Here is a 26,273-nt window from a genome sequence, read left to right on the forward strand (position 1 = left end):
TAGTAAACCGTACCGTTTTTGGGAAATGGCGTGTGAACTGACAACAGTTTTGACACGCCATTTCTTATGTTTCAAGCTTTTATTTAACTAAAGCAAACTAGGACGAGGACATAGATTCCGTTATTTTTAAATTATCCACCTTTATTAAACTTTCGCGGACACCAGATCCTTTATTTGACCGAAAACATTGAATGTTCACTACTTAAAGACCAAATAGAGTACCCTCTGTCCGCGAAATCTAAAATTAACGTATTTTTTTAAAAATAAAGGATCTGATGTCCGGCTTGTCTTTAAAAATTATTTTTCCGCTTATTGAGCTCATCTATTAGAACATACATGACAAATTTTTTCCCAACGATAAAAATAAAAAACAGGCTGTTGAAATTAATTCAACAGCCTGATCATACTTTGTTAGTTATTATCTGTAAGTGGAAGATAGATCATAATTGCTAGAGTGATAATAGCTAATAACGTTAGTGGTCCTTCATATGGTGAAGCCGCTACTGCTTCTTTTGCGCCGCCACTGCCAGCAGCAAGTGTTGTTGAAGCAAAGAATGTTAGAAAAGCAATAAGAGTAGTTAAAAGTGCAATTGTTTTTTTCATGGGAAAGTCTCCTCCTAAAATGAAACTATGTAAATAGTATTATTACTAACATTATAGAATTAACTCTGCACAATAGCAACAAGTGAACGAAAAAGCATACAAATCTTTTGATTCCTTTTTAATTGTAAATTATTTTCGCTAACACGTTCTTAGTGTAGCTGTGTAAAAACCATTCGCAATTACACTTTGATTAATATAGCTGGTTAAGTAAATTACGAAATTCGCTCAATTCAGCTAATATTTTAAAAAACATGCTATAATGATTTAATTAAATATTATGTAAGTTTGAGCAATGTTATTCTCAACTAGGAAGGGTTTAATATGAATAAGACAGTAAGGATTGAAGATATTGTAATTGCGCACCATAGCTTAAAGGATGTTGTTGTACATACCCCACTTCAATACAATGAAGTTTTGTCAGAACGTTATCAATGTAAGGTTTTTTTGAAAGAGAAGATTTACAAGTAGTTCGCTCATTTAAATTCGCGGCGCTTATTTTATGATACAAAGCTTAACAAACGATGAGCGTACTGCGGGAGTTGTTTGTGCAAGTGCAGGTAATCATGCACAAGGTGTAGCTTACGCTTGTAAGCATTTAAAAATATTTGGAAAAATATTTATGCCGAAAACAACACCAAGGCAGAAGGTAACGCAAGTGAAACGTTTTGGTGGTGAATTTATCGAGATCGTCTTGACAGGTGATACGTTTGACGATGCTTTTACGAAGCAATGGAGTTTTGTACTGAAAATGACAAAATTTTTATTCATCCTTTTGATGATCATAGAATTATCGCAGGACAAGGTACCGTTGGAATGGAGATCATGGATGATATGGACGAGCCGATCGATTATTTATTTATGTCGATAGGTGGAGGTGGACTCACTTCAGGTGTCGGTACCTATATGAAAGGGGTTAGTCCAACGACAAAGTTAATTGGAGTTGAACCAGAAGGTGCTCCTGCAATGAAAGCAGCAATTGAAAAAGGTGAAGTTGTTGCATTAAAGAAAATTGACAAATTGTTGATGGAGCTGCTGTAAAAAAGGTCGGAGAACTCCCTTTTGAGCTTTGTCGGACACTTCTAGATGACATTGTCATTGTACCTGAAGGGAAAGTTTGTACAACCATCTTGGAGCTTTATAATGAAAATGCGATTGTCGCTGAACCGGCAGGAGCGTTACCAATATCAGCGCTCCAATTTTATCAGGAAGAGATCAAAGCGAAAACTGTTGTTTGTGTCATTAGTGGTGGAAACAACGATATTGGTCGAATGCAAGAAATTAAAGAGCGATCGTTGATCTACGAAGGACTTCAACACCATTTTATTATCAACTTTCCACAAAGAGCAGGAGCTTTAAGGGAATTTTTAGATGATGTACTGGGTCCAGACGATGATATCATTCGTTTTGAATACACAAAAAAGAATAACAAAGATAATGGGCCAGCTCTCGTCGGTATTGAGTTGAAGCGTAGTGATGACTACGATGCGTTAATTCAGCGAATGACGGAACACGAAATTGAATTTATTGAAGTGAATAAAGATGAAAATCTATTTAATTTGCTAATTTAGTCAAAGAATACGAATGGACATCACGGTAAAAGTGGTACGCTAAATATAGATTGTTAGTTTGTCAGGTGATTATCGAAAAATAATGAGATTGCAAGGGCTAGCTATAACTTGATGCACTTGATTAGTTGGTAGAAACGCAGGAGAAATGTTTACGATAAGAGCCTTTACAATCACACTGGTTTATTTTTTGAGGAGGAAATTGAGTTGGCTAAGGATCAGCAAGCGATTTTATTAGAAAGTGGAACAAATGAATTAGAAGTGATTGTTTTTGCAATCGGAGAAGGTGTTTTTGGAATAAATGTCATGAAAGTACGAGAAATCATCAAACCGCTTCCGGTGACAAAGGTACCGAATTCCCACCCGAGTGTGGAAGGGATCATTAGACTTCGTGATGAGATATTACCCGTAGTTGATTTAGCAAAAGTAGTTGGATTTCCAGCTTCAAAGCAACCAGAGCAGGACAAGTTGATTGTTGCTGAATTAAATAAGTTAAAAATTGCTTTTCATGTACATAGTGTTTCTAGAATTCATCGTATTTCATGGGAGCAAATCGAAAAGCCAACGAAGCTTTCTCAAGGTTTAGAAGGGGCGACGATTGGTGTAATAAAGATGGAAGACCAGATGATTTTATTATTAGATTACGAAAAAATCGTCGTTGACATTAGCCCAGAGGCAGGAATAAATATCGGTCAGTTAAAATCCTTAGGGCAGCGCCAACGCAGCGAGAAAAAAATAATGATTGCCGAAGACTCGCCAATCTTACGTAAGCTATTAGAAGATACTTTAACACAAGCGGGCTATAAGAACCTACAATTTTTTGAAGATGGCAAACAAGCCTGGGACTATTTAGAAAAACTAGGTGAAAGCACTGATTTGGTTACAGAGTTTCCTCATCTCATTATCTCTGATATTGAAATGCCAAAAATGGATGGACATCATTTAACAAAACGCATCAAAGAAGATAAGGTTCTTAATGCTATACCCGTGGTGATTTTTAGTTCGTTAATAACTGGTGATTTATTTCATAAGGGTGAACGTGTTGGTGCGAATGCTCAAGTAAGTAAACCAGAAATTGTTAACCTTGTAGAAACAATTGATCAATTGTTAGCATAGATCATGCAAACCATAAAGCATACCGACTTGTTAGTAGTCGGTATGCTTTTGTTTGTTCACAAAAAATGGAAGCTTAGACTTCGTGTGACATACCCACCATTTAATTTTATAACTGAAATTTGAAGTGGGGGGCTTCTGGCTAAAGTGTTACGTAAATAGTAAGAAAAATGGTCAGCTTAACTCAAAAAAGTTGTTGTAATACAGTTTTTGTTGTAGTACAATTATGTTATACAACAAACATTCAATTATAACAGGGGGTAACAACAATGACAGTTGGTTCAGTAGTTGAATTTTTTAGAAATTTACCACCAAAACAGTGCTCTTGCTGCGGGCAAGAGGTTAATGAAATGCATGATTGCTATACTCATCAATGTGAAAGCTGTGAAACAGAAGATCTAAAATAAATAGTTCAAAACTTCCTTCATGTAAGAGGGGAGTTTTTTTATTTGTAGGCGCTAAATTGAATAAGACTAACGAGAGTAACAAAAGCTAATCCTGAGTTTTTTAAAGGGAGGGTGCTTATTGTGAAAGCTATTATAGCTGCCTTAATCTCCATTGGATTAGCACAATTACTAAAGGTTCCGCTTAAGGGTATGCAGACTGGAGTTTGGGATTGGAAACAACTCTTTGGCTCTGGAGGAATGCCAAGTTCTCACGCAGCAGGTGTGACTTCATTAGCTACATATATTGGGTTAAAGCTAGGCTCCCGATCATTAGACTTTGCCTTATCAATCGTCTTCGGACTAATTGTGATGTATGACGCCCAAGGCGTTCGCAGGCATGCAGGTGAAACATCTATCAAAGTAAATGAACTTGAGAAGAGAATTGATCAATTAACTGGCACAAACAAAGACGGTGCACACGATCGTAAAGACAAACAATTAAAAGAAAGTATTGGCCACCAACCAGAGGAAGTACTTGGAGGCGCGATTTTAGGGTTTATTGTTGGTTTAGTTAGCTTTTTTAGCAGGGAAAATAAGTGAAAACAAAAACGAAGGCAAACGCATGATGCGTAGCCTTCGTTTTATTATTTCGAGAAGGGGGAAAACCTTCATGAAAACAAATTTACTTTGTAGCGTTTAGTTGAAGCATGTCAGCCATGTCTTCTTGAGCATCACCGATTAACTGTAGGTTGAAAGCGTCTTGAAGTACGTTTAATACACCTTCACTAATGAATTCTGGTGGTTTTGGCCCGATGCGAATATCTTTAATTCCTAATGAGAATAAACCTAATAGGATTGCAACTGCCTTTTGTTCGAACCAAGATAATACAATACTTACAGGAAGTTCGTTTACTTCACAGCCAAATGCATCTGCTAAAGCTACAGCAATTTTAACTGTTGATCCTGAGTTATTACATTGTCCTAAGTCGATGTAGCGAGGGATATCTGTTCCAGGAACAGTTCCATAGTCTACGTCGTTAAAGCGGAATTTACCACATGAAGTTGTTAGAATAACTGTATCTTGTGGAAGCGATGTTGCTAATTCACGGTAGTACTCGCCACCTTTACCAGGAGCGTCACAACCAGCGATTACGAAGAAACGTTTGATTTTTCCAGCTTTAACGGCGTCAATAATTTCAGGAGCGATTCCTAAAACTGTTTCATGGTGGAAACCTGTTACTAATGTTTCATCAGACTCAATGTTAGCCTCAGGTAATTCTAATGCTCTTTCAATAAGTGGACTGAAATCTTCACCTTGAATTTTTGCTACTCCTTCAAGTCCAGCTAACTCATAAGAGAAGAAGCGATCAGCGTAAGATCCTTTAATAGGCATTACACAGTTTGTTGTAGCTAAGATAGCTCCAGGGAATTTTTCAAATAAACGTCTTTGGTCAAACCAAGCTTTACCAATGTTTCCTTTTAAATGCGGATATTTCTTTAGATGTGGATATCCGTGAGCAGGAAGCATCTCTGAGTGAGTGTAGATATTAATCCCTTTTCCTTCAGTTTGCTTAAGTAGCTCTTCTAAAGCAAATAAGTTATGCCCAGTGATAACGATACATTTGCCTTCAATTTTATTTTGCGTAACGCGTACAGGTTGAGGGATTCCAAGTCTTTCCGTATGAGCACGGTCTAATAGGTCCATCACCTTTACTGTTGCTGTTCCAACTTTCATAGCCATATCGATATGTTCTTGTAAGTTAAAGTTTGAGTTTGTTAGTGTTAAATAAAGAGCCTCTTGTGTTATTGCGTCAACCTCAGGGTCAACATAGCCTAGTTGATTAGCATGTGTTCTGTATGCTGCTACCCCTTTAAGACCAAAAATAATGGTATCTTGTAAGCTAGCGATATCCTCGTTTTTTCCACATACCCCGATTACTTTACAGCCACCCGTTGGTGTTTGTTCACATTGATAACAAAACATGATTAATCCTCCTCAAAAACTTCTGTCTATTTTCTCTGTAGTAAAACAGTAACATCTATAAAATAGAAGTGAACCGTTTTCTTAACCTGTACTAATCATACTTTGAAACATTTGATACAGCAGTGATATTTGTCACGATAATTAATAGTCGAAATATTTAATTAATATTAACAACGTGCAAATAGATGTAACTATGATGTATGTAATAGCATTCTTAAAAACGTCGATCTATAAGAACTTGACGCAAAGCCAAGCGACATCAAGTAACGAAAAAATGGTCCTTAAAAACAATTCAGAAAATTCCTGAAATAACATATAATAAATAACATGGAGTTTATCATTAAGGTGGGGGAGCTATGGTTGTAACTGAAAGAAGAGATGAAATCTTGTTATTTGAGCAACATGAGCATGCGAAGGTATGTGGAGAGTTTGCTCAAGCTTGGAAAGATGAATATTTTGATGGAAACGAAAAGAGGGAATCAGTGTTATATGCGATCTATGAGCATGATAATGGCTGGATTGAACTTGATCAACGGCCATTACTAAATAAAGAAACAAAGCTTCCGCATTCATTTATTGATTACCCCTTATCTCCTAAGCTTGAAGCTTATACAAAGGGGATTAATTATATAGAACAACACGATGAATATGCTGCATTAATTTGTAGTCTTCATTACGCTTCATTTTTTGAGCGGTACACAAATGGCAGAGGGGAAGTTTTTTTGGCGCAAGAACGAAAACGGCAAAGAAAGCTACTACAAGTATTGACGGTAGAGAAAGAAACTCTGCAATTTCATTATGACCTCTTGCAATTTTGCGATAATCTTTCTTTGTATTTATGTATGAATGAACCAGGAGTCGATAAAAAGAATGAATTTAGTTGGTTCAAAAGAGGTTTTCAACAAAGGTTTCACTTTAATCAAAAGCGCAGAATTATTGCACATTGGCTTGATAAAAATACAGTTTCAGTGGAAGACTTCCCGTTTTCTTGTGAGCTAACTGTATCAATGGGATACAAAAAGATAAAGAAAAACCGAATTCTTTCTCTAGAAAAAGAGTATGAAGCGGCTGAAAACCAACAGAGAGTTATCACATTAGTCGGGGGTTAATAAGGTTTGAAAACATTTTACTAGAAAGTTTAACAATTTTGCTACCAAATGGAAAACGAATGAAGAATAAATACGTTGCTCGAGGTCATCATACTTGTATGAAAAATTTCCTAATTATTTTCGTTTGTATTTTAGCGATCGTATTTCCAAAAGGGGTACTTGCAGATGAGCAGGTATCGGTTAGGCTAGTTAATTATATTGGTAATACCGAAAAGGTGAATATCAAATGTGTTGGAGAGTATCACTCACTCGACTCCACGTTACTATTAAAGGAAGGAGCGACTTATCAATTAAAAGTAAAAGATGGGGAGATCGTCTTAGACGGGGATGAGTTTGAATATATCACTGATGGTTCTCTTGTTCTATTACCAAAATCGTATGATGAAGAGAATGTTATTTATATAAACGATCGACCATACTTGGGATCAATGGAGTTGCAAATTGAGGATGAAACGTTTATTCGTCCTGTAAACCAGCTTCTTTTAGAGGATTATTTAAAGGGAGTTGTCCCTTTTGAAGTTTACCCGACATGGGACTTAGAGACATTAAAGGCACAAACACTGGCGGCACGTACGTATGCGGTCACTAATTTGAAGAAAAAGATGGACGATACGATCCGTTTTCAAGTTTACGGCGGGTATACATGGAATGATCATACGACTCAAGCAGTTGAAGAAACAAGGGGTGAGGTCATTACCTATAGAAACCAGCTCATTGATGCTTTTTACTCAGCAAGTAATGGTGGACTGACGGAAAGCAATGCACACGTTTGGGGTGGAAATGCTTTAACCTACTTTCCAATCCAGAAGGACCCTTACGACCCAATTCACCCTTGGGAGTTTCAGCTTAATAAACATCAAATTTCTTTAAATGAGATAGACTTTGAAGATCGTAATTGGTGGGTTAATCATGATGAACTGGATACAGATATAACCATGGTCATGAAAAAATGGCTTCATAAAAAAGGTTATTCTAAAGAAATTAAAATATTGTCCATTCCTCATTTTGAAATAAAATTGAAAAATTTGCATTCTGACCGTGCAGACGAAGGCACAATTACGGTTGAATTTTTGCAGCGATTACTAGATGGGACGGTACTTTATCATGTTTTAGTTTTGGAAAATGGAAGGTTAGATCGGATTCGTCCGATGATCGGTGGGGACATTTTTAGAAGTTATCTAGTTGATTCGTTTATTCAAAATGATGATATATATATAGTAAAAGGTAGAGGGTATGGGCATGGTGTTGGGATGAGTCAATGGGGCGCTCAGAAAATGGCGGAACGGGGTAAAAAGTATCAGGAAATATTACAATTTTACTATCCGGGGACCAGGATCAAGAAAATGTAATTCATGGAAAGATAAAAAACGCTAGGAAACAATTGTTCCTAGCGTTTCGTTATTTACTTAAATAAACGGTGTTTCATGCTTAACTTTTAGTTTTCTCCAACGGCGTTCTACCTCATCCTCGAACTCTTTCAACATTGGAGCATTTGATTCTTTTAATATATGCTTAGTTTTACCCATCATTTTTAACCATTCGGATAATTCTACACGCTTATTTTTCGCTTCTGGATCGTACGTAATCGTAGTTTCACCCTGCTCTACTTCATAAAGCGGGAAGAAGCAAGAGTCAACAGCAGCTTTAATGATGCTTTCACCTTGACGATCTTCAGACTTCCAGTTAAGTGGACAAGCGATTAAGATCTTTCCGTAAACCATTCCCACGTTGTTAGCATACCACTGTGCTTTTGCGGCCTTTTTGATAAGGTCTTGTGGGTAAGCTTCTGTTCCAGTGAATACATAAGGGATATTTGTTGCAGCCATAATTTGCGCAGTATCCTTATGGTGGAATGCTTTTCCTTGTTTTGTTTTTCCGACTGTAGTTGTACTAGTCATATGCCCCATTGGAGTAGAGTAGGACATTTGCGAACCGGTATTCATGTAACCTTCATTATCATACTCAAGTACGATCATTTTATGGTTACGAAGAGCAGTTCCAATCGCAGAACCCATACCAATATCCATACCGCCATCACCAGTAATCATCACAAATGTGAAATCATCAGAAATATCTATTTCACCACGTTCTTTCATTTCAAAGAATGCTTCTAGCGTACCAGATAGGGTAGCTGCACCACTTTGGAATAAGTTGTGAATGAATGTTTGCTTGTGAGAGCTGTGCGGATAACCAGTTGTAACAACGTATGCACATCCCGTTTGTAACAAAATAACTGCGTCACCTTCAATCCCCTTAAAGAACAATTCTAAGCCAGGGAAGATTCCACAACCAGGGCATGCGCCATGTCCAGAAGCAAATCGCTTCGGTTTTCCAGTTAGGTTACGGAGTGGTGGGATTTTCACATTTAATTTTTTTGTTTCTTCATTTTGAGTAACAGTAATTAAGCCAGATTTGAAAGCATCGCCATGCATTGGTTCAATTACCGGCTTTAACGCGTTTTCTGGTTTACCAGGTACATGGCCGTAATAATCAAACGGTCTTTCAGCAAAACCACGTTCTTTTGCGTCGATCGCCATTTCAAAAAACTTTTCAGCATCGTCAGCATAGAAATCTTTACCGCCTACACCAAATACACGACTTAGAACAATTGTTTGATTACCTTTATCGTCTTGAAGTGCAGATTTGACTTCATGAGTTAGGTTCGGTCCATTTCCACCGTAAGAATCAGCACGTTCACCTACTAATAATGCTTTTACATTTTTAAGAGCTTCACGAATTTCTTTTGCAGGGAATGGTCTGATAATATTCGGGCTAATCACACCAGCTTTAATTCCTTGCTTACGCAGTTTATCAACTACATCCTTCGCGGATTCAGCTGCTGAATTAAGAAGGAATAAGGCAACCTCAGCATCTTCCATACCGTATAAATCTAATGTTTCGTACATACGGCCAGAAATTTCAGCGTATTCCTTTTGTAGTTCTTCGAACACTTGCCCAGCACGGTAAATTGCTTCCGATTGTTGGAAGTTATTATTGATAAGATCGTCACCACTCATATGAGCACCAATTGTGACAGGCTTATCTTTTACACAAGCTCTTGGATATTCAGTAGGCATTTCACCAACAAAATCCTGAACTACTTTACGTTCTTTAAAATATTCAACTTTACGTTTTTGATGCGATGTAAAGAAGCCATCATATGCAACAATAACAGGAAGACGAACATCTTTATGCTCAGCAAGTTTTAAAGCGATAATGTTCATATCGTAAACAGCCTGCGGAGTGCGAGCAGTTAAAATAACCCAACCAGTATTTAAAGCGTAGTAAAGGTCAGAATGATCACCACGAATATCTAGTGGACCACTAACTGCACGAGTTACTAGGTTCATAACCATTGGAAAACGTAAACCAGATTGAGCTGGCATTTGTTCAATCATATATAAAAATCCGTTTGCACTTGTTGCATTAAATACACGAGCTCCAGTAGCAGCGGCTCCAAAGCAAATACCAGCTGAGCCATGCTCACCATCGGCAGCGATTAATTCGATGTCGTGCAAACCTTGGGATTTCATTAAGTCAAGATATTGTGCAACTTCAGTTGAAGGCGTGATTGGAAAGTAACCCATAACATGATAGTTAATTTGAGCTGCAGCCATAGCTGCCATTTCATTTCCACTTTCAAATGTAGTTAATTGTTCATATTTTGTTTTTGTTGTTTCTTTTAAGTTATCTTCTAAAGTAGCCATTAGAAACTCCCTCCTGCAATGTATGGAAATTTTTGAGCGACACGATTTGCTTCAGCATAACCTACTTTTTCAGCCATATCAGCCAAAGCATCAGTAGGGCAGGCGTCTACACACTTAAGACAGCCTTTGCAATATTGATAATCGATACCCGTTAAGAACATTTGCATTCTACCGCGTTTATCTGCGCCTTCTTCCCAAACAAAGCAATAGTCAGGACAAACAGTATCACAGGCTGCACAGTTAATACATTTTTCTTGTTCAAAAGCTGGTAAGAAGCCCTGACGCGATCCACTTAAATCTTTCAAAATACTATTTGCTTGGGCTGAGATAATTCCACCAATTTCTTGTGTTAAGTAGCCAAGAACTGGTTCTGGTCTAGAGAATTCTTTACCTTGAGCATTTTCAGGTAGTTCATACGTTTTGAACGTAACTTCATTGTAGCCACGATCGAACGTGCGAATATTTGGTTCTACAAAATGAGGGTATTTTTTTTCAAATGTTTTACGAATAACATTGCGCATTTCTTCTGGGTCTAAAAAGTCTAAAATACGGTACAAGGCACCTAGCATCGCTGTATTTACTTTTGTTTTCTCTTCAACAGCAATTTTCATAGCATCAACAATGGCTAATGTTCCGTAATCAAGTTTAAGATCTTCTCTTACACTATCAAAATCTCTAGTACTGTTAACTAAAACTATACCATCTGCCGGTAAACCGCTTACAACATTTACCGTTTTATAAAGTGCTTCATGAAACACTCCGATAACGTGAGGCTGTTCAATTGGACTGTGGTCACGAATTTCAACATCAGCATCACAAAATCTTACGAATGCTTTAACTGGTGAACCTTTTTTTTCTGAACCATAAGAAGAAAAGTTAGAACCATTTAATCCTAATCCTAAAACGCCGGCTTCTGCTAACATTTTTCCTGCTAAGTTCGCCCCTAACCCCCCAATTGACTCAAGGCGTATTTCAAAAAAGCCTAATTGATTCTTTTTTGGTAAAATAGACATGTTTAATAATCCCCCTCTAAAAAATTGACAATACTCCCACCTATCGTCATTATAAAATAAAAGGAATATTTTAGATGTGATCAAAGTCACACTTTTTGAATTTATTTTTATTTTTTATTAATACACTTATTTTTCTTTCGTTAAATACCAGTAAAATAAAGGGTTTTAAGGTGGTATTAATATAATACAGTTTTTGGTTTGTTGTATAACAGAAGGTGTAGAGAGCATATGAAAATTAATATTAGATGAATAATTGTGTATAAAAATTCCAAAATGAGGTGTAGTTATCTTGAAAGAGTTGAAAATCTTAATCGAAGCAGAGCAATATGTACGTGGCTTACTAGAAAAGGATAGTAGTGGGCACGATTGGTGGCATATCCACAGAGTTAGAGGGTTGGCGAGAGAAATTGCCGCCAATGAGGGGGCGAACATTTTTATTTGTGAACTAACCGCACTACTTCATGATTTAGCAGATGAAAAGCTTTTTGGAGACGAAGAAAAAAGTTTAGAAAACCTTGATAGCTGGTTGCTGAGAAACGATGTAAACCAAGAAGATCGACAACATATCCTGCATATTATTAAAACCATGTCTTATAAAGGCGGTAACAACACTCCTGTAGAAACACTAGAAGGAAAGGTTGTACAGGATGCTGACAGATTAGATGCGCTCGGGGCGATAGGAATAGGCCGTACTTTTGCCTATGCGGGAGCAAAAGGCCAATTAATGTACGATCCAGCTATTCCGGTTCGGCAGGAAATGACTAAAGATGAATACCGAACAGGTGAGAGTACCGCAATCAATCACTTTTACGAAAAGTTATTAAAACTCAAGGATTTAATGAATACGGAGTATGGGAAAAAATTAGCAGAAGAAAGACACGAGTATTTAGAGGTGTTTTTAGATAGGTTTTTAGCAGAGTGGAATGTTTAATTAGAGTGTTGAGTTTTGAGTGTTGAGTTTTGAGTTGTGTGGGTGGAGCTGCGCAGCTTAAGGTGTAGAGTGTAGAATTGGAGTTTTGAGTGTTGAGTGTTGAGTTTTGGGTTGTGTGGGTGGAGCTTTGCAGCTTAAGGTGTAGAATTTGAGTTTTGAGTGTTGAGTTTTGAGTTTTGAGTTGTGTGGGTGGAGCTGCGCAGCTTAAGGTGTAGAGTGTAGAATTGGAGTTTTGAGTGTTGAGTTTTGAGTTGTGTGGGTGTAGCTGCGCAGCTTAAGGTGTAGAGTGTAAGTTTAGAGTTTAGAGTGTAGAATGTAGAATGTAGAATGTAGAATGTAGAATGTAGAATGTAGAATGTAGAATGTAGAATGTAGAATGTAGAATTCGATTGTGAAAAAATCACAAATCACATACAAATAAAAAAGCTGGACCTGCCTGATAGGCGGATCCAGCTTTTGGTATTTTTGCTAGGAGGTGATAACAAAGGGAATTTAACGTTACACTGTGTTAATTAATTCGTTTCGCCCCTAAATATCGGGACTTCCAATAACTAATATTCATATCACTGATCGTCACTCCAGTGGAGGATCCAGCATGGATGAACTGTTGATTTCCTAAGTAAATCCCTGCATGTGAGGGGCCTTTTTTGTAAGTTTCAAAAAAGACAAGATCACCAACTTGTAAACTGTCAACTGATTTTCCGTAGCTCCAAATATCAGCTACAGTTCTTGGAATTTTTACGCCTTGATTTTTATAGACATACATCAGAAAACCGCTACAATCAAAGCCACTTGGAGTAGTACCACCCCAAACGTAAGGAGTACCAATAAAATTTTTGGCGTAATCAATGACATTATTTGAAGAAGCAGGTGCTTTCTTTGTAGGTGCTGGTTCTGCTGTAGTTTTTGGTGCTTGAGTTGGTGGAGCGGCTGACCTGGCTGTACTTTGCGCTATAGGCGCTGTTTTTAAATGCAAAATGGTTCTCTTGCCAGCGATGCCATCGACAGCTAGGTTATTTTGCAATTGGTAGTTACGAACAGCAGCCTCAGTATTAGGACCAAATGATCCATCTACTCTTTTATTATAGTAGCCTTTATTTCTTAATAAACTTTGCAGATCTTTAACTGCCTGACCTCTATCGCCGTTTCGTAAGTAGTCTACGGCATTGAGATCATGTTTTTCGACTACTTTTACCGTTTCTACAATCGTAGGTGCTGGAATCTCCATATCATAATCTGCAGCGAAGACGGTCGTAGAAAGATTGTTTTCAGCTTTTATCTCGTTTTCAACTGTAATAGAAACACCTGAGAGATGTTCATAGGTTTCCTCACCAATGATGCCATCAATTTGAAGACCATTATCTTTTTGATAAGCCTTTACTGCCTCTGTTGTTCGTGAGCCGAAAATACCATCCTTTTCAAAATGATAGTAGCCAGCATCGATCAACTTTTTTTGAATTTCTTTGACAGCGTCTCCTTTATCACCATTTCTAAAGAATTGGCCTTCCTGTATCGTTAGCATTATATGGTCTTCTACTTCTACTTCACCAATATTCTTATTAATAAATAAGGCAGCTAATGTTTCAGGGCCAGCCACACCGTCGACCTGTAGTTTTTTCATTTTTTGAAATTGTCGAATGGCTGCATGTGTTTTCACTCCGAAAATGCCAGTTTCTTCATCGGAGATTGCTAAATCATAGTCTAAAAGCTTATTTTGGATCGTAAATACCTTAATGCCAGTGTGACCAAAGCTATATCTTTCACTAGGGTTAAAGGTGATATCATCGATGACAATTTTGCTATCGGCAGCTTCTATGGAAGTAGGGGAACTACTTAAGGCAACACTAGCAGCTATCGATGACAAAATTACTTTTTCACTAACGGTTTCTAATTTCATGAAACTGTTACCTCCTTACTTAGTTGTCAAAAAATTTAAAATGATTGAGAGGCAAAAAAAAATCGCACCGGCTTAAAAACATTCTATGCAAAGTAAGGTAAAATAGAACAAGAGTAAAAGTTTAAGAGGAGGGCGCACCGTGGATGCTATCAAACTGACAGATATCTTTAAAACTCTGAACGAATTTCTAGCTTTTTATGGAATTGACGAGAGCAAACTTTCAAGCTATACCCAGGAGAGATTAGAGGAGAAAACAAATGTTCACATTTTTGAACCTCCAAAACCAACGAAAACAGTCTTGCTGATTCATGGCTACTTTGATCATTCAGGGTCTTTTAAAAATGTAATTAATTATTTTCTTTCCCTAAACTATCGAGTCGTTAGTTACGATTTAGAAGGACATGGTTTGTCTAATGGTAATAGAGGAGAAATCCATGATTTTGATGATTATGTACAAGAGTTTCGAAAAGTTCTAGCTTTTGTGAAGGGAATAATTATTATCCTACAATGATTATTGCCCATAGTACTGGAGCGGCCATCTGTACACAATATTTATTACAATATCGAGGTCATTTTGAAAAAGTCATCTATTTAGCGCCGTTAGTAAGAGCTGCCAATTGGCATTATATAGTAGCTTCTTCAAAAGTTGTTCCAAAGTTTAAACAACAGCTTACAAGAAAGTTCGCCCAAAACTCTTCAGACGCTGATTATCTTGAATTTGCCCAAAAAGATCCTTTGCAATGTCGGTATATATCAGTTCCTTGGGTGCTTGCGATGATCAAGTGGAACAAAAAAGTAGAAGAGCTGCAGCCTTCTACTCAAGAAATCTATATCATTCAAGGTACTTTAGATGGAACGGTCGAATGGAAATATAATGTTTCTTTTTTACGAAAGAAATTTCCGTTTGCACAAATAGCACTAGTAACTGATGGACGACACCAAATAATGAATGAAGGCCCACTGATTAAAAAAATCGTATTTTCACTTATTGAGAAGTTTCGTTTACTCTAATTCTCCATTGAATAGTCAGAGCTAAACAGATCATGATAACTGCCCCAATCAATAACCCTTGATTTGGGGCGACATTTATCGCCCCAACGATGAACGATCCAACAACAACCCCTAAGGAAAAAAAAGCATAAAACAAACCGAATGCTTTGCCACGTTCATGCTTAGTAGAGTGATCAATAACTAAGGCAGTAACGGATGGGAAAATGCAGGCAAATCCAATCCCATAAAAAAACATCGCGATAAACAAAATGATGATTTGCTCAAATGAACTTAAGATGACCAAACCGATACAAACGAAAACCATGCCGGTAATGACCATTTTTTCTCGTTTGACTTGATCAAAGAGCTTATTTGTTGGTAAGACAAAAACTAGGATGGCCACAATACCAAAAGTGCTTAAGAGCATACCGGAAAAAGCAACGCTTTGCCCTGCTTCTGCTATTTTTAAAGGAAGCATGTAAGCTAGAATTCCTAATGTTAGCATCAACGAAAAAGCACCGATATAAGCATTAATTAACGGCGGTAAGCCTAGTAATTTTTTTATTTCTGAGGAATTAAATCCAGTTTGCTTTGTTTGTTTTGGAGTGTAATTTTCTTTTAGGATAAACAAAATGAAAATCGCTGTTACAAAGAACAAGGCACTAATTATATAAAAAACCCAAACGATTCCTAAGGATTTAGTGACTAACGCGCCAAAAGCAGGACCAATAATGGCAGAAATTCCAACCCCAGCGCCTGAAAAAGCCATCGTTTTTCCCCGGTTACCTGAACGCGAATAATCCCCTAGAAAGGCAAAGGCACTAGGTACAAGTAAGCCACCACCAAGACCATGGATGAGACGCATGGTTAACAGCTGTGATGGAGTTGTCACAAAGGTATAACCGACGAGACAAACACTTACAAAAAACATTCCAAGGACAAGAATTCTTTTTCTCCCAAATTTATCAATCCATTGACCAGCAATAATATTTCCTCCCATATTTGCAAGGGAATACATGCCAACGATTAAACCAATTACCAGGCTAGAAGCCCCTAAACTTTGGGCAAAGGGTGCAATAATTGGTAACTGAGAAAATGTATCTAAAAATGCTATAACAACAATAAAATAAACGAAATAAATCACAAAAATCCTCCCAAGTCCTGTTAATAATTATCTGTATTATACATTACCTTAGCTGTTTTACGATAATTTTTACCATTTTAACAACAAATGTCCAAGGATGATAACGTTTCAAACTACAAACGATATCATTAGGAGGTGAGTTGGAAAATGGCACAAGACGTATTATGTGAAGTAAACAACTGTAAGTATTGGGCAAACGGAAACCTTTGCTCTGCTGATTCGATCTATGTAGTCAGTCACACAGGAAAAGAAGCAGAAAGTCAAAAAGAAACTGACTGTAAAACGTTCGAAGCCGAACACTAAGCTCCTCCAACCAACAATGCATTCGAACAATGCATTGTTGGTTTTTTATGTCTAATTTGAAGTATGTTTCCTTAATTATTAGCAAAACTAACGTTGAAATACTTAAGGAGGAGGTTTCATTGGGGAGTATTCCGATAGAACAAGCGATGTTAGCGATTCAACAAGCAAGATTGGCGATGCAACAGGGATTAATCCGGATAGACCATGAGCAATTTACGAGAGTTGAGCAACAATTGCAACTTGCTCAAGAAGTTATTATTGAGGCTAAACAAAAGGCGAGTGCAAATGAAGAACAGCTCTTAGAACAAGCCAGTGTTTCGCTTTTTGATGTAATGGAACAACTGCACGAAAGAAAACAACCATCGAATTTACAAAATGGCTAATAGAAGTACGAAAAAAAGGAGGGTATATTAAATGCTACATAAATACAAAATTATCGTCTTAACGATTTGTTTTTTCTCAATGATTTGTTCTCCGGTAATGGCTTATGAAGCTGTTCCGGAGGCTGGGATCGCCATAAATGGAAAAATGGTTGATGGCATAAAACCAATAAAAATATCGGGTAAGTACTACGTTCCGTTTAGAGATCTTTCTAAATTATTAGGGTACAACGATATTCGTTTTGAGTCGAATACGAAAACATATCAGATTACAGATGGATCCACTGTGGTACGTTTAACAATGGGGGGATCGAGAGCACGTAGAGGTGATGAGTATATAAATATTGATCCTCCAAGATGGTTAAATGAAATGGCTTATGTCTCGTTAGACGCAGCAAGTAGCTTGTTTAACTCTTTTATTTACTTCAAACCAGAGAACGGTTCAATCCAAGTTGAAAAGCCGGCAACTAGATATCGTGTTCAATCAGGGGATACACTATGGTTAATTTCAGAAGCTCACCATACGACTGTTCAGCGGTTAATGGCTGCCAATGGATTAACCTCTACGCTCATTTACCCTGGTCAAATATTAAAGCTTCCTCCTCGGGCTCAAACAAAGGAACTGGAACCGATCAAGGAGAAAAAACCGGTTGAAAAAGTCCCAAGTAACGATTCACAAATTCGTTCAGAAATTATTAACGTGGCACAAAGGTTCATAGGGGCAGGTTATAAATTCGGAGCAACTTTAGATGAAGCACCAAGATTATTCGACTGTTCTTCTTATACGCAATATGTATTTAACCAAAAGGGGATTCAACTCCCAAGAACATCCAGGGAACAAGCAGGATTAGGTTCTTCTGTTCCGGTAGCATCACTAAAACAAGGAGATTTATTGTTTTTCCAATCACCAACCCTGTATTCTGATGGTAGGGTAGGTCACTTAGGAATTTACATGGACGGTGGTCATATGATACACGCTTCCTCATCAAATGGTGTTCATATTACGTATAATGTGTTTAGCAATAGTTACTGGGGAAAAAATTATTTATTTGCAAAGCGTATTCTAGAGTAATTTATATAGAATGCAGTAAAAAAGGTATAATGCTCATACTGAGGGCATTATACCTTTTTGTTTTAGGTTTTTAAATTAGCGTTATGCCGTCAATCGTTGGAGTGGTGATGTCATATGTTCGTGAAGTATCATAATTTTACAACCATAAGAATAATGCTTGTTATAACTAACGAGAAGGTCATGATAAAACTCAATCAGCATACGGACATACAAGATGATTTCTTCATTAAAAAGCTGCGAGCGATTGATTAGGACGTTCTCATATTTCTTAACAAGCTTGCTTGTCCTTTTTAGTAACTTTCTAGCACTGCGGATGTTTGAAATAATTGTAATTTGTTTAAACAGATTTTGAAGATCATTTTTCAAATATGCTTTTAATTGCAAATTAATATCACATTTTAAGGTAATATCTTGGTCATGAAAAATGAATTGCTTAAGCATAATTAAATCTGATTTTACAAGTTCTTCACTAAATGCCAGATAAACACGTAATGTATTATACGCATCGTACATTGGGTTGTGCTTTTCACCATAAAAATTCAAATCATATAGTGCTAGTGCGGTCTCTACTGACGGATTTGTCTTAGAAACTCGTTTTGAAAAAGTTTCTTGAAAATCAACGTAGCGATTTTTCACCATGGCAATTGTCGTCTGAGGGATGTCATGACGTGAAGCATCTAGTTCTAACCTTGAGATGTCGTTCGTTGACCAAGAGAAAAAGCGTGATGTTTCTACAATGCCAACCCAGGTAAAAAACTCTTTCAAGACAACTGGAAAACCATCGGCAAATGCTAAGTCGCAATCTTCAATATGTGTTAAGCTTTTACAAAATTCACTAAGTGGTTCTGTTTGCAGCGGTTTTATAAATCGATCAAAGGATGTGATCGATTTAGTTTCTAAATCATATTTTACAGCCCCGAGTCGAATGCTTTCCATATCTGCATATGGCATTCCTTCCTTCGAACAAAGCATCTCAAAATCAAAAAAGACAAATTGATTTACTTCCGTCATTTAACTCCCTCCTTTCATTCCAATTGCTTATTATAAGATGTTGGAAGTGGGGGAGCAATACGAAATTATTTCCAACTCAAGAATTAGCAGCATCGCTTAGTAATAGTTGCTCTTCTTTATATATCTCTTTAATAGGAGATGTTTTGTAACGCCCAATTAGGAATGAGGCGATCATAATAGCTACAATTGAATACAAAGCACTTTGCCATCCTACCAAAAATACGGCAAATAAGAGGATGAGGGTATCACAAAGGAAAATGACGTAGCCTCGATTGATTGCTAGTTTTTTATCTAAGAACAAAGCAAGGATATGAATACCACCTAAGGATGAACCATTATTTAGTACAAGTGTTACTCCAATCCCAATGAAAATACCAGCTACTAGAGAAGCCGTCATTGGAGGAATTTGAATTGTAGGAATTAGTAAGTTTAGAGAATCTTGAATAATTGAAATTCCAATAATAGAAAGTAAGCTAGAGAGAGTAAACCATTTCCCAAGTTCATAAAGTGATATGACAAAGAAAGGTAAGTTGACTACTACAAACAATCCGCTCCAGGAAAGGGGAGTTATGTAGGTTAACATTGTAGCAACACCAGCGGTACCCCCAAAAGTTAGCATGCTTTGAGACAATATATGTAGTCCAAATGCTGTGAAAAATAAACCAAATAGGACATAAGAGAATTTCTTGAATAGTTGCATTTTATCACCTATTAATCTTTTAATTATTTAATAGATTAAAGTAACAAAATGCATAGGTCAATTAATTAACAACGCAAGGCAAAATGAAAGTTTTTTCTAAATGTTAGAATAATTAAGTTTCACGTTATGCGTGAAAAGCCAAGCATTAGCTTGGCTCCGGCGATCATTGATTTCTACTGTTATTTAGTTATAGGAAGGTTTTGTTAATGGGCAATTTTGGGCCTGAGTTTTTAATTCTGGTGCGTAATAACTTAATTTTTTGATGAAATAGCATGTTTCAGGAATGTGGTGCTCTAAAAACCGTAGAGTTGTTCTTGTGAAGACCTCTGTGCCCAAATATAGGGCAATCGCTTCTTCAACAAATTGATACATCTCAATTGTTGTTTGGCCAATTTGTCTCGACAATCGCTGTTGACGTGGAATTCCTGGAGGTGAAAATCGTAATAATGAGCGCATCTGCTTATTTTGAACAAGATATCCTTGGAACCTAGCAATATAAGCTTCCGTTTGATTTGTCATTGCTAGCTCGACAGGATCTAACACATTACGGAACAAAACAGCGTGCCCTAATTGATCCTCTAACCATAAATCAAGTAGGTCGACAAGTGGTAATGCTGGGAAGGGTTGGCCGTTTATATAATGGGATAAAATGCGGATATATTCTTGATTTTCTCCTAATGTCCCGTTTAAGTATGTAGGAGATAGGTTTAAGTTCACTTTATTTTGGACACGTAAATTTTGCATTAGACCCTCGAATTGATAATATCCAGTGACGATTGGCCAGGCTTCGTTAGAAAATTGGATTAGTTCATTAGAAGTATAAGAAAGATTGTGATCCAGCATAGCTAACCTTTCTCTTAATTGACTGAAAGCTTGAATATAGTTGTTTGCAGTTGTGACGTATTCTCGCTCAACAGGCGATAAGTGGTCACGGACAAAGTAAGCATGATCCTCTAAAATTTCTAACCAAAACGAATGTTCTTCCCACGGACTAATCAAATTTGTTTCTCCCACGTTTTCTCAAACTCCCTTCTCGCTATGTTTTCTATATTCTATATGAGTGAATGAATTTCATAATTACCTTAATCAAGCTGTATCAATCTATATGTAGTTGACGATGATTTTACGCAACTGCATATAGAACATAAAGCGGAAATATCGAATTATAAAATTCATTATTATAGGTTAAATATATGATTTTTGACTATTAAAAAGAATGGGAATTTCGATTATTGTATTTACTTTGTAATAGAAACTACCCGGGAGTTTACTTTTCTTCATTTAAATTGCTGTTAAGTTAGAAAGTTATAGGTTGAATATTTTTAAATTCCGCTTTTCTAAAAGATTGTAAAAGCTTTTAGGTCGTAACCAAGCGAATGCTTGGTTCTTCACACTTTGCGTGAAGCTATTGAGAATAAATAAGCCATGGAGACAAATAAATTTGTCCCCAAAAGCTTATTTATTCTCAATAGACGACCAAAAAGCAAGAAAGTTTACGAACACAGCCTATTTAATAGAAAAGAGATGAAAGTTCACTTTCTTTTATTGAAATAGTAGGTTCGGTTAGTTATCTGTTGTATTGGAGAAAGTGAACTTTCTTGGATCAAATGGAAAAAATCGCATAATTTAACGTTTGTTTGCAAACTTTAACGGTAGGATATTTTATATGGGGGACATTTCCACTATGAATGAAAAAAAGTGGCAAACGAAAAATAAGTTAGCTTCAACGGTAGAACCTACAGAAGCTGACGGGAATAATTCAAATTCAACCAGTGAAAATGAAAAGCCTTCATTAGAGGTTGTTTTAGACCAATTCAAAGATTGCGAAGATTTCATCGAAAAGAAATATTGCGATGACAAAGTTGAAGTTCTTTATTTAAGTTCTATTGTTGATGGTACAAAACTAGAAAAGGATATTTTGGATCCTATATCATTACTGCAAAAAGAAGCTGTATCAGCTTGGCTCAAGAAAAAAGATATCTCAGAAGCATCTACGATAAAAGAAATCAAAGACGAAATATTGAATGGCAGTGCAGCCATTTTTTTTGAAGGGAAGGCCTATTTTTACAAGGTATTTGGTGCTGAACAACGAGGCGTTGAAAAGAGCGATACAGAAACAGTTATAGTTGGCGCACACGACGCATTTGTTGAGGATATTAACACAAATTTATCGCTAATTAGAAGAAGGGTAAAAAGCTCCAATCTTAAAGTCATCAAGCTTCGAGTAGGAGAAATAACCAAAACAACCGTCTATCTTTTGTATATTGATGGCATCGCTAATATGGAAATGGTAGAAGAGATGAAAAAGCGGATTGTCGCTGTCGAAATCGATTCCGTTTTTGATACAAACATGCTGTCACAAATCATTGATGAAACGCCTGATACGTTATTTCCACAGTACTACAATACCGAACTTCCAGATGTAATTCGTTCTAAGCTCGTTGCAGGTAAAATGGCTGTTCTTTTGGACGGTAGCCCTGTAGTCATAAGTGCACCAACAAGTTTTTTTGAATTTATTCAATCCCCCGATGACTACAATCAGCGTTGGTGGATCGGATCGAGTATGCGCCTGTTAAGAGCGATCGCTATTTTAATTACAGTTTTGTTTACTGCGGTGTATGTTGCTGTTATCACTTTTCACTATGAGGTGTTACCAGAGGATTTACTAATGACATTGGCAGAATCGAGAGCACGAGTGCCTTTTCCTCCTTTGATTGAAGCACTTTTAATGGAGGTTACAATTGAACTCCTCCGTGAGGCGGGGGCGAGATTACCTACAAAGGTTGGCCAAACAATCGGGATTGTAGGAGGTATCGTTATTGGAACCGCAGCTGTAGAAGCTGGATTTACGAGTAATGTACTAATTATTGCTGTAGCCAGTTCTGCGATTGCTTCCTTTGTTCTTCCAAGTTATAACATGAGTAATGCCATTCGAATTGTCCGATTCGTGATCATTATATTGGCTGGTTTTTTAGGAGTGTTCGGAATTGTCTTAGGACTTGCATGGTTTATTATTCACGTGACATGTTTAACTAGTCTGAAGACGCCATATTTAATTCCTGTTTCTCCGTTTTACCTACGAGACTGGAAAGATATTTTTATTCGCGCGCCTTATCGGTTATTGAAAGATCGACCTGTGCATACAAAAACAAAGAATGTCGTTCATAATAAAATGAAGCAATAAAGGAGCTGATTGTTATGAAAGAGAAAATACATTATACACAATTGGCTGTTACTGTCTACATGATACAATCAGGAGTGATTTTGTTTGCGTTGCCACGTCTAGTGGCTGAGGCATTTGGGACTAATGGCTGGCTAGGTGTCTTAATATTATCAAGCATCGTCCTTGTTAATCTATATTTAATTATTCTCGTTTATAAGAAAGGCAACGGTCAGTCGGTCTTTGCTATTTTAGAAGCGAGCTTACCAAAGATCCTATTGTATCCGCTTTATCTCTATATCATTATTTCTTGTGGGTTGCTTGGAGTATTTGTTGCAAAAAATTATACCTTACTCATCCAATTAACGATGTTTCCTGAGGTCAATCCGAACCATTTACTTTTTTTGTTTCTAATTGTTGCGATGTATTTCGTTAGTAAGGGCATTTATAACATGGCTAAGATCACTGTCATTTGCTTTTTGTACACGATATGGACGACCTTTTTGCTTTTGATCGTAATTGAAGAATTTAGCTTCCTGCGAATGACCTCATTTTTATTACAAAATGCCACAGATCCAATCGGGATGGGCTTAGAGGCCTATTCGGCATTTTTAGGTTTTGAACTAGTCTTATTTATGTTTCCCTATCTTCAACGAGATGGAACGTTCGGGAAGGCAATTGTTGTTGGTCACTTGTTTACAACCTTTATCTATACGGTTGTATGCTACGTAGCGATGGGTTTTTTTAGTTTTGAACAGTTAACAAACATTTTATATCCAGTCCAAGTAATTCTGAAATTTATGGAAACCCCGATGATTGAACGAATTGAAAATTTTGTCTTTGCGATTTTTCTTCTCAAAATTTTAGTTACGGTTGTCTTTTATCACTGGGTCGCCCTTGAAGTTACCAAACAATTTTTTAAGAAAGCGAAGGAAAGTAAGCTTATTTCCTTTTTATTTCTAGGCACATTTTTAGTTGCAATAATCCCAACGATCCAGCGTGAGGTGAATGAGATTTTTGCGATGGTGGTAAATCCCTATATCGTTTTCACATTTTGTTTTCCTTTATTATTACTTTTTTTGCTTTGGATACAGGCAAAGAAAGCAAGGAGGCAAAAAGATGTTGCATAAACTACTTCTGGCTATCATTGCATTTTGTATTTTACTAACCGGCTGTGCTCAACAACGAATTGTTGAGGACTTAGGGTTTATCAATAGTGTTAGTTTTGACCTCAATAAATCAGAGGATGCAGAAAAAGAAGGTGTACTAGTAGTTACGATTTCTATGCCACAGGTAGCTGCAGCTGTTGAAAGCGACCGAGTCGTTCTTACAACTACCGCAAATACGAGTAAAGAAGGTCGCTCGCAACTAGCGAGGCAAACGGAGCTTGTTTTAGTTAGTGGACAATTACGTAGTGTTCTATTTAGTGACGATTTAGCGGAAAGAGGCTTTCTCGATACAATTGACACTTTGAAGCGTGACCACACAATTGGCCTAAATGTAAAAGTTATCGTCGTAAACGGATCAGGTAAAGAACTACTTATGAGTGAGTTTCCTGCGCATCCTAGAGTTGGACGATATATCTATGAAATGATTGAAAAGGAAGCATTAACCCATGTGACCGTTGAAACTTCGCTGTATCACTTTGTTCGAGATTATCATGACGATGGGATTGACCCAATGGTTCCAATTATAAAAAAGGTAAGGAAGAAATTATTATCAATGGAATTGGGTTATTTAATGGTGATAGATTAGTTATGCAAGTAACCCCAAAAGATGGGCGTGTTTTTATGATGCTGCACGGGGATTATTTAGGTGGCGCCATCACGACAAAAATGAAATTGAAAGAAGAGCCAAAGCAAGACGACTATTTATTTTTGACATTTGCTACATTGGAATCAGAACGGAAAGTCAACGTGAAATCACCTAAAGAGATAGAGGTTGAGTTAAACGTAAAAGGTGCGATTGAAGAATATACAGGTGTCTTAGAACTGTCAGATGATGAAGTACAAAAAGAGATTGAGGCAAATATAGCTACTTATATTAAGGAAACTGGTGAAAAGATTATTCGTGAAATGCAAGAAAAGCAAACGGATAGCTTAGGATTCGGGCAATATGTACGGAACAAATCGAGTTATCAAGAATGGAACGGTCTAAAGTGGAAAGAAGAAATTTACCCAGATGCTCAGATTACGATCAATGCGAATGTAAAAATAAAAGGATTTGGAAGTGTAAAATAATTATCGCCAGACAGCTAATTCATTATTTTGGCTATTAGCTTCTATATGTAGTTTCGTAGCTGTAACTGGTGTTTTTTCATATTTCAAATGATAACGGGAATAGTAAAGTAAGTAATATAGTGGAGGGTGAGGTTACATGGAAGTTAAAGAACATGAAACGAAAAGTATCTTTAATAAATTAACTGATAAAGTTAGTACGATTTTCGAAACCTTTAACGAGATGATGCGTAAAGGAGTAAAATAAAAGATATCATTGACATGGTGAAAGATCACGAAAATACACAAAAAACAAGTAAAACTCTGTTAGGGATTACTTATGATTTTTATAAATTGCAGCTAAATGATCTGAATTTTCGGTTGGAAACAAAACCAGGTGTAATAGAGCAGATCCTTTATTTTAAAGTTTACACATCAGACCATGAGGTGCTTACATATCGTTCTTATGAAGATGGGATTACGTTAGAGGATCAAGTAAAAACTGAACATTTACCTGAAATTGTAAAGCAAAATAGGTAGTGTAAAAAAAGATATCAACTGCTAGCAGATAGATAGCGGTTGATATCTTTTTTTAGATAGTAAATTCGCACATTTGTTTTAAAATTGGACGAACTTCGGTTCATTAGCTTATACTCCAAACATCGCCTTTACATAGTGTAATTGTAAAGGAGGGATAGAGATGAGTAATAGACGTATTGATCGTCGGGACCGTCATGATCGCAGAGACAAACGTGATCGCCGTAGAAAACATCGTAGAAGAGGGATTGATGGTGCCTTTAATTTTCGTTGTTGTTTTGTAGGTAGCCGATATCAAGTGGATTTCTCCAATGTAACTGAGCCATGTGTACCAGAAGAGGTAAGTCCGTTTCTCCACTGTGGTTGTTAAGCTTTTAAAGAACACTTGCTAATGCAAGTGTTCTTTCTTTATAATTTATATTTGATTAGTTTTTAATATTACTTAATACCGT

The 26,273-nt window shown here is 36.9% G+C and carries 24 protein-coding genes and 2 pseudogenes; 17 read left to right on the forward strand and 9 right to left on the reverse strand.

The genetic code is table 11. The features are described 5' to 3' along the window. Positions 1–411: 411 nt before the first annotated feature. A complete protein-coding gene (locus H1D32_RS09510; protein WP_261178050.1) occupies positions 412–603 on the reverse strand; it encodes a hypothetical protein in 192 nt (63 codons plus the stop codon). 321 nt (positions 604–924) lie between these two features. On the opposite strand from H1D32_RS09510, the pseudogene ilvA reads away from it, so the two are divergent. From ilvA to H1D32_RS09530, 4 genes and pseudogenes are all read left to right on the forward strand, one after another. Next, a pseudogene (gene ilvA / locus H1D32_RS09515) lies at positions 925–2,171 on the forward strand (threonine ammonia-lyase IlvA). A 204-nt stretch (positions 2,172–2,375) separates the two neighbouring features. Next, positions 2,376–3,284 (forward strand): chemotaxis protein, encoded by a 909-nt coding sequence (locus tag H1D32_RS09520; protein WP_261178051.1) that lies wholly within the window; start codon positions 2,376–2,378, stop codon positions 3,282–3,284. A gap of 266 nt (positions 3,285–3,550) precedes the next feature. Beyond that, entirely contained in the window at positions 3,551–3,688 is a 138-nt protein-coding gene (gene yhfH / locus H1D32_RS09525; RefSeq protein ID WP_261178052.1) for a protein YhfH, read from the forward strand. A 117-nt stretch (positions 3,689–3,805) separates the two neighbouring features. Continuing rightward, positions 3,806–4,267 carry a divergent PAP2 family protein gene (locus H1D32_RS09530; protein WP_261178248.1) on the forward strand — a complete coding sequence of 154 codons (462 nt, stop codon included), beginning with the start codon at positions 3,806–3,808 and terminating at the stop codon, positions 4,265–4,267. Positions 4,268–4,349: 82 nt separating this feature from the next. Here the strand turns inward: H1D32_RS09530 and hcp are convergent, their stop codons facing one another. Next, entirely contained in the window at positions 4,350–5,651 is a 1,302-nt protein-coding gene (gene hcp / locus H1D32_RS09535; RefSeq protein ID WP_261178053.1) for a hydroxylamine reductase, read from the reverse strand. Between the two features lie 356 nt (positions 5,652–6,007). Here hcp and H1D32_RS09540 point away from each other — a divergent pair, with 356 nt between their 5' ends. Continuing rightward, a complete protein-coding gene (locus H1D32_RS09540) occupies positions 6,008–6,760 on the forward strand; it encodes a DUF3891 family protein (RefSeq protein WP_261178054.1) in 753 nt (250 codons plus the stop codon). 59 nt (positions 6,761–6,819) lie between these two features. Next, positions 6,820–8,109 (forward strand): SpoIID/LytB domain-containing protein, encoded by a 1,290-nt coding sequence (locus tag H1D32_RS09545; protein ID WP_261178055.1) that lies wholly within the window; start codon positions 6,820–6,822, stop codon positions 8,107–8,109. A gap of 57 nt (positions 8,110–8,166) precedes the next feature. On the opposite strand, the gene H1D32_RS09550 is transcribed toward H1D32_RS09545, so the two are convergent. Both H1D32_RS09550 and H1D32_RS09555 read right to left on the reverse strand, forming a co-directional pair. After that, positions 8,167–10,467: a thiamine pyrophosphate-dependent enzyme gene (locus H1D32_RS09550; protein ID WP_261178056.1), complete on the reverse strand. Its 2,301-nt coding sequence runs from the start codon at positions 10,465–10,467 to the stop codon at positions 8,167–8,169. After that, complete coding sequence (locus tag H1D32_RS09555; protein ID WP_261178057.1) at positions 10,467–11,480, reverse strand: 2-oxoacid:ferredoxin oxidoreductase subunit gamma family protein; 1,014 nt, start codon at positions 11,478–11,480, stop codon at positions 10,467–10,469. Before H1D32_RS09555 ends, H1D32_RS09550 begins: the two co-directional genes overlap by 1 nt. 289 nt (positions 11,481–11,769) lie before the next feature. Here H1D32_RS09555 and H1D32_RS09560 point away from each other — a divergent pair, with 289 nt between their 5' ends. Beyond that, the gene (locus H1D32_RS09560; protein ID WP_314733389.1) at positions 11,770–12,411 is read left to right on the forward strand and encodes an HD domain-containing protein; all 642 of its coding nucleotides are present in this window, start codon (positions 11,770–11,772) and stop codon (positions 12,409–12,411) included. Positions 12,412–12,919: 508 nt separating this feature from the next. Here H1D32_RS09560 and H1D32_RS09570 read toward each other — a convergent pair. Next, entirely contained in the window at positions 12,920–14,308 is a 1,389-nt protein-coding gene (locus tag H1D32_RS09570; RefSeq protein WP_314733390.1) for a C40 family peptidase, read from the reverse strand. A 139-nt stretch (positions 14,309–14,447) separates the two neighbouring features. Between H1D32_RS09570 and H1D32_RS09575 the strand changes: the two are divergent. Next, a pseudogene (locus H1D32_RS09575) lies at positions 14,448–15,319 on the forward strand (alpha/beta hydrolase). Here H1D32_RS09575 and H1D32_RS09580 read toward each other — a convergent pair. Then, positions 15,294–16,442, reverse strand: a complete 1,149-nt coding sequence (locus tag H1D32_RS09580) for an MFS transporter (protein ID WP_261178058.1) — start codon at positions 16,440–16,442, stop codon at positions 15,294–15,296. The pseudogene H1D32_RS09575 and the gene H1D32_RS09580 overlap by 26 nt on opposite strands. 147 nt (positions 16,443–16,589) lie before the next feature. Between H1D32_RS09580 and H1D32_RS09585 the strand changes: the two genes are divergently transcribed. The 3 genes from H1D32_RS09585 to H1D32_RS09595 all read left to right on the forward strand — a co-directional run bounded on the left by H1D32_RS09585 (position 16,590) and on the right by H1D32_RS09595 (position 18,197). Continuing rightward, complete coding sequence (locus tag H1D32_RS09585) at positions 16,590–16,745, forward strand: DUF1540 domain-containing protein (protein ID WP_261178059.1); 156 nt, start codon at positions 16,590–16,592, stop codon at positions 16,743–16,745. 119 nt (positions 16,746–16,864) lie between these two features. After that, positions 16,865–17,128, forward strand: a complete 264-nt coding sequence (locus tag H1D32_RS09590) for a hypothetical protein (RefSeq protein WP_261178060.1) — start codon at positions 16,865–16,867, stop codon at positions 17,126–17,128. A 31-nt stretch (positions 17,129–17,159) separates the two neighbouring features. Further along, complete coding sequence (locus H1D32_RS09595; protein WP_261178061.1) at positions 17,160–18,197, forward strand: C40 family peptidase; 1,038 nt, start codon at positions 17,160–17,162, stop codon at positions 18,195–18,197. A gap of 81 nt (positions 18,198–18,278) precedes the next feature. Here H1D32_RS09595 and H1D32_RS09600 read toward each other — a convergent pair whose 3' ends face one another. The 3 genes from H1D32_RS09600 to H1D32_RS09610 form a co-directional block, all read right to left on the reverse strand. Further along, positions 18,279–19,208, reverse strand: coding sequence for an exonuclease domain-containing protein (locus H1D32_RS09600; protein WP_261178062.1), 930 nt, complete (start codon positions 19,206–19,208; stop codon positions 18,279–18,281). 76 nt (positions 19,209–19,284) lie between these two features. Then, positions 19,285–19,908 (reverse strand): YitT family protein, encoded by a 624-nt coding sequence (locus H1D32_RS09605; RefSeq protein ID WP_261178063.1) that lies wholly within the window; start codon positions 19,906–19,908, stop codon positions 19,285–19,287. Between the two features lie 183 nt (positions 19,909–20,091). Then, a complete protein-coding gene (locus H1D32_RS09610; RefSeq protein WP_261178064.1) occupies positions 20,092–20,922 on the reverse strand; it encodes a DUF2935 domain-containing protein in 831 nt (276 codons plus the stop codon). A 670-nt stretch (positions 20,923–21,592) separates the two neighbouring features. Between H1D32_RS09610 and H1D32_RS09615 the strand changes: the two genes are divergently transcribed. The 6 genes from H1D32_RS09615 (at position 21,593) to H1D32_RS09640 (ending at position 26,191) form a co-directional block, all read left to right on the forward strand. Further along, entirely contained in the window at positions 21,593–23,092 is a 1,500-nt protein-coding gene (locus tag H1D32_RS09615) for a spore germination protein (protein WP_261178065.1), read from the forward strand. 14 nt (positions 23,093–23,106) lie between these two features. Further along, positions 23,107–24,198, forward strand: coding sequence for a GerAB/ArcD/ProY family transporter (locus H1D32_RS09620; protein WP_261178066.1), 1,092 nt, complete (start codon positions 23,107–23,109; stop codon positions 24,196–24,198). Continuing rightward, positions 24,188–24,823 (forward strand): Ger(x)C family spore germination protein, encoded by a 636-nt coding sequence (locus tag H1D32_RS09625; protein ID WP_261178067.1) that lies wholly within the window; start codon positions 24,188–24,190, stop codon positions 24,821–24,823. Before H1D32_RS09620 ends, H1D32_RS09625 begins: the two co-directional genes overlap by 11 nt. A 2-nt stretch (positions 24,824–24,825) precedes the next feature. Further along, positions 24,826–25,308, forward strand: coding sequence for a Ger(x)C family spore germination C-terminal domain-containing protein (locus tag H1D32_RS09630; RefSeq protein WP_261178068.1), 483 nt, complete (start codon positions 24,826–24,828; stop codon positions 25,306–25,308). Positions 25,309–25,566: 258 nt separating this feature from the next. Further along, entirely contained in the window at positions 25,567–25,824 is a 258-nt protein-coding gene (locus H1D32_RS09635; RefSeq protein WP_261178069.1) for a hypothetical protein, read from the forward strand. 160 nt (positions 25,825–25,984) lie between these two features. Next, positions 25,985–26,191: a hypothetical protein gene (locus H1D32_RS09640; RefSeq protein ID WP_261178070.1), complete on the forward strand. Its 207-nt coding sequence runs from the start codon at positions 25,985–25,987 to the stop codon at positions 26,189–26,191. The last annotated feature ends 82 nt before the right edge of the window (positions 26,192–26,273 follow it).

The organism is Anaerobacillus sp. CMMVII (assembly GCF_025377685.1).
In the GTDB taxonomy this organism is placed as follows: Bacteria; Bacillota; Bacilli; order Bacillales; family Anaerobacillaceae; genus Anaerobacillus.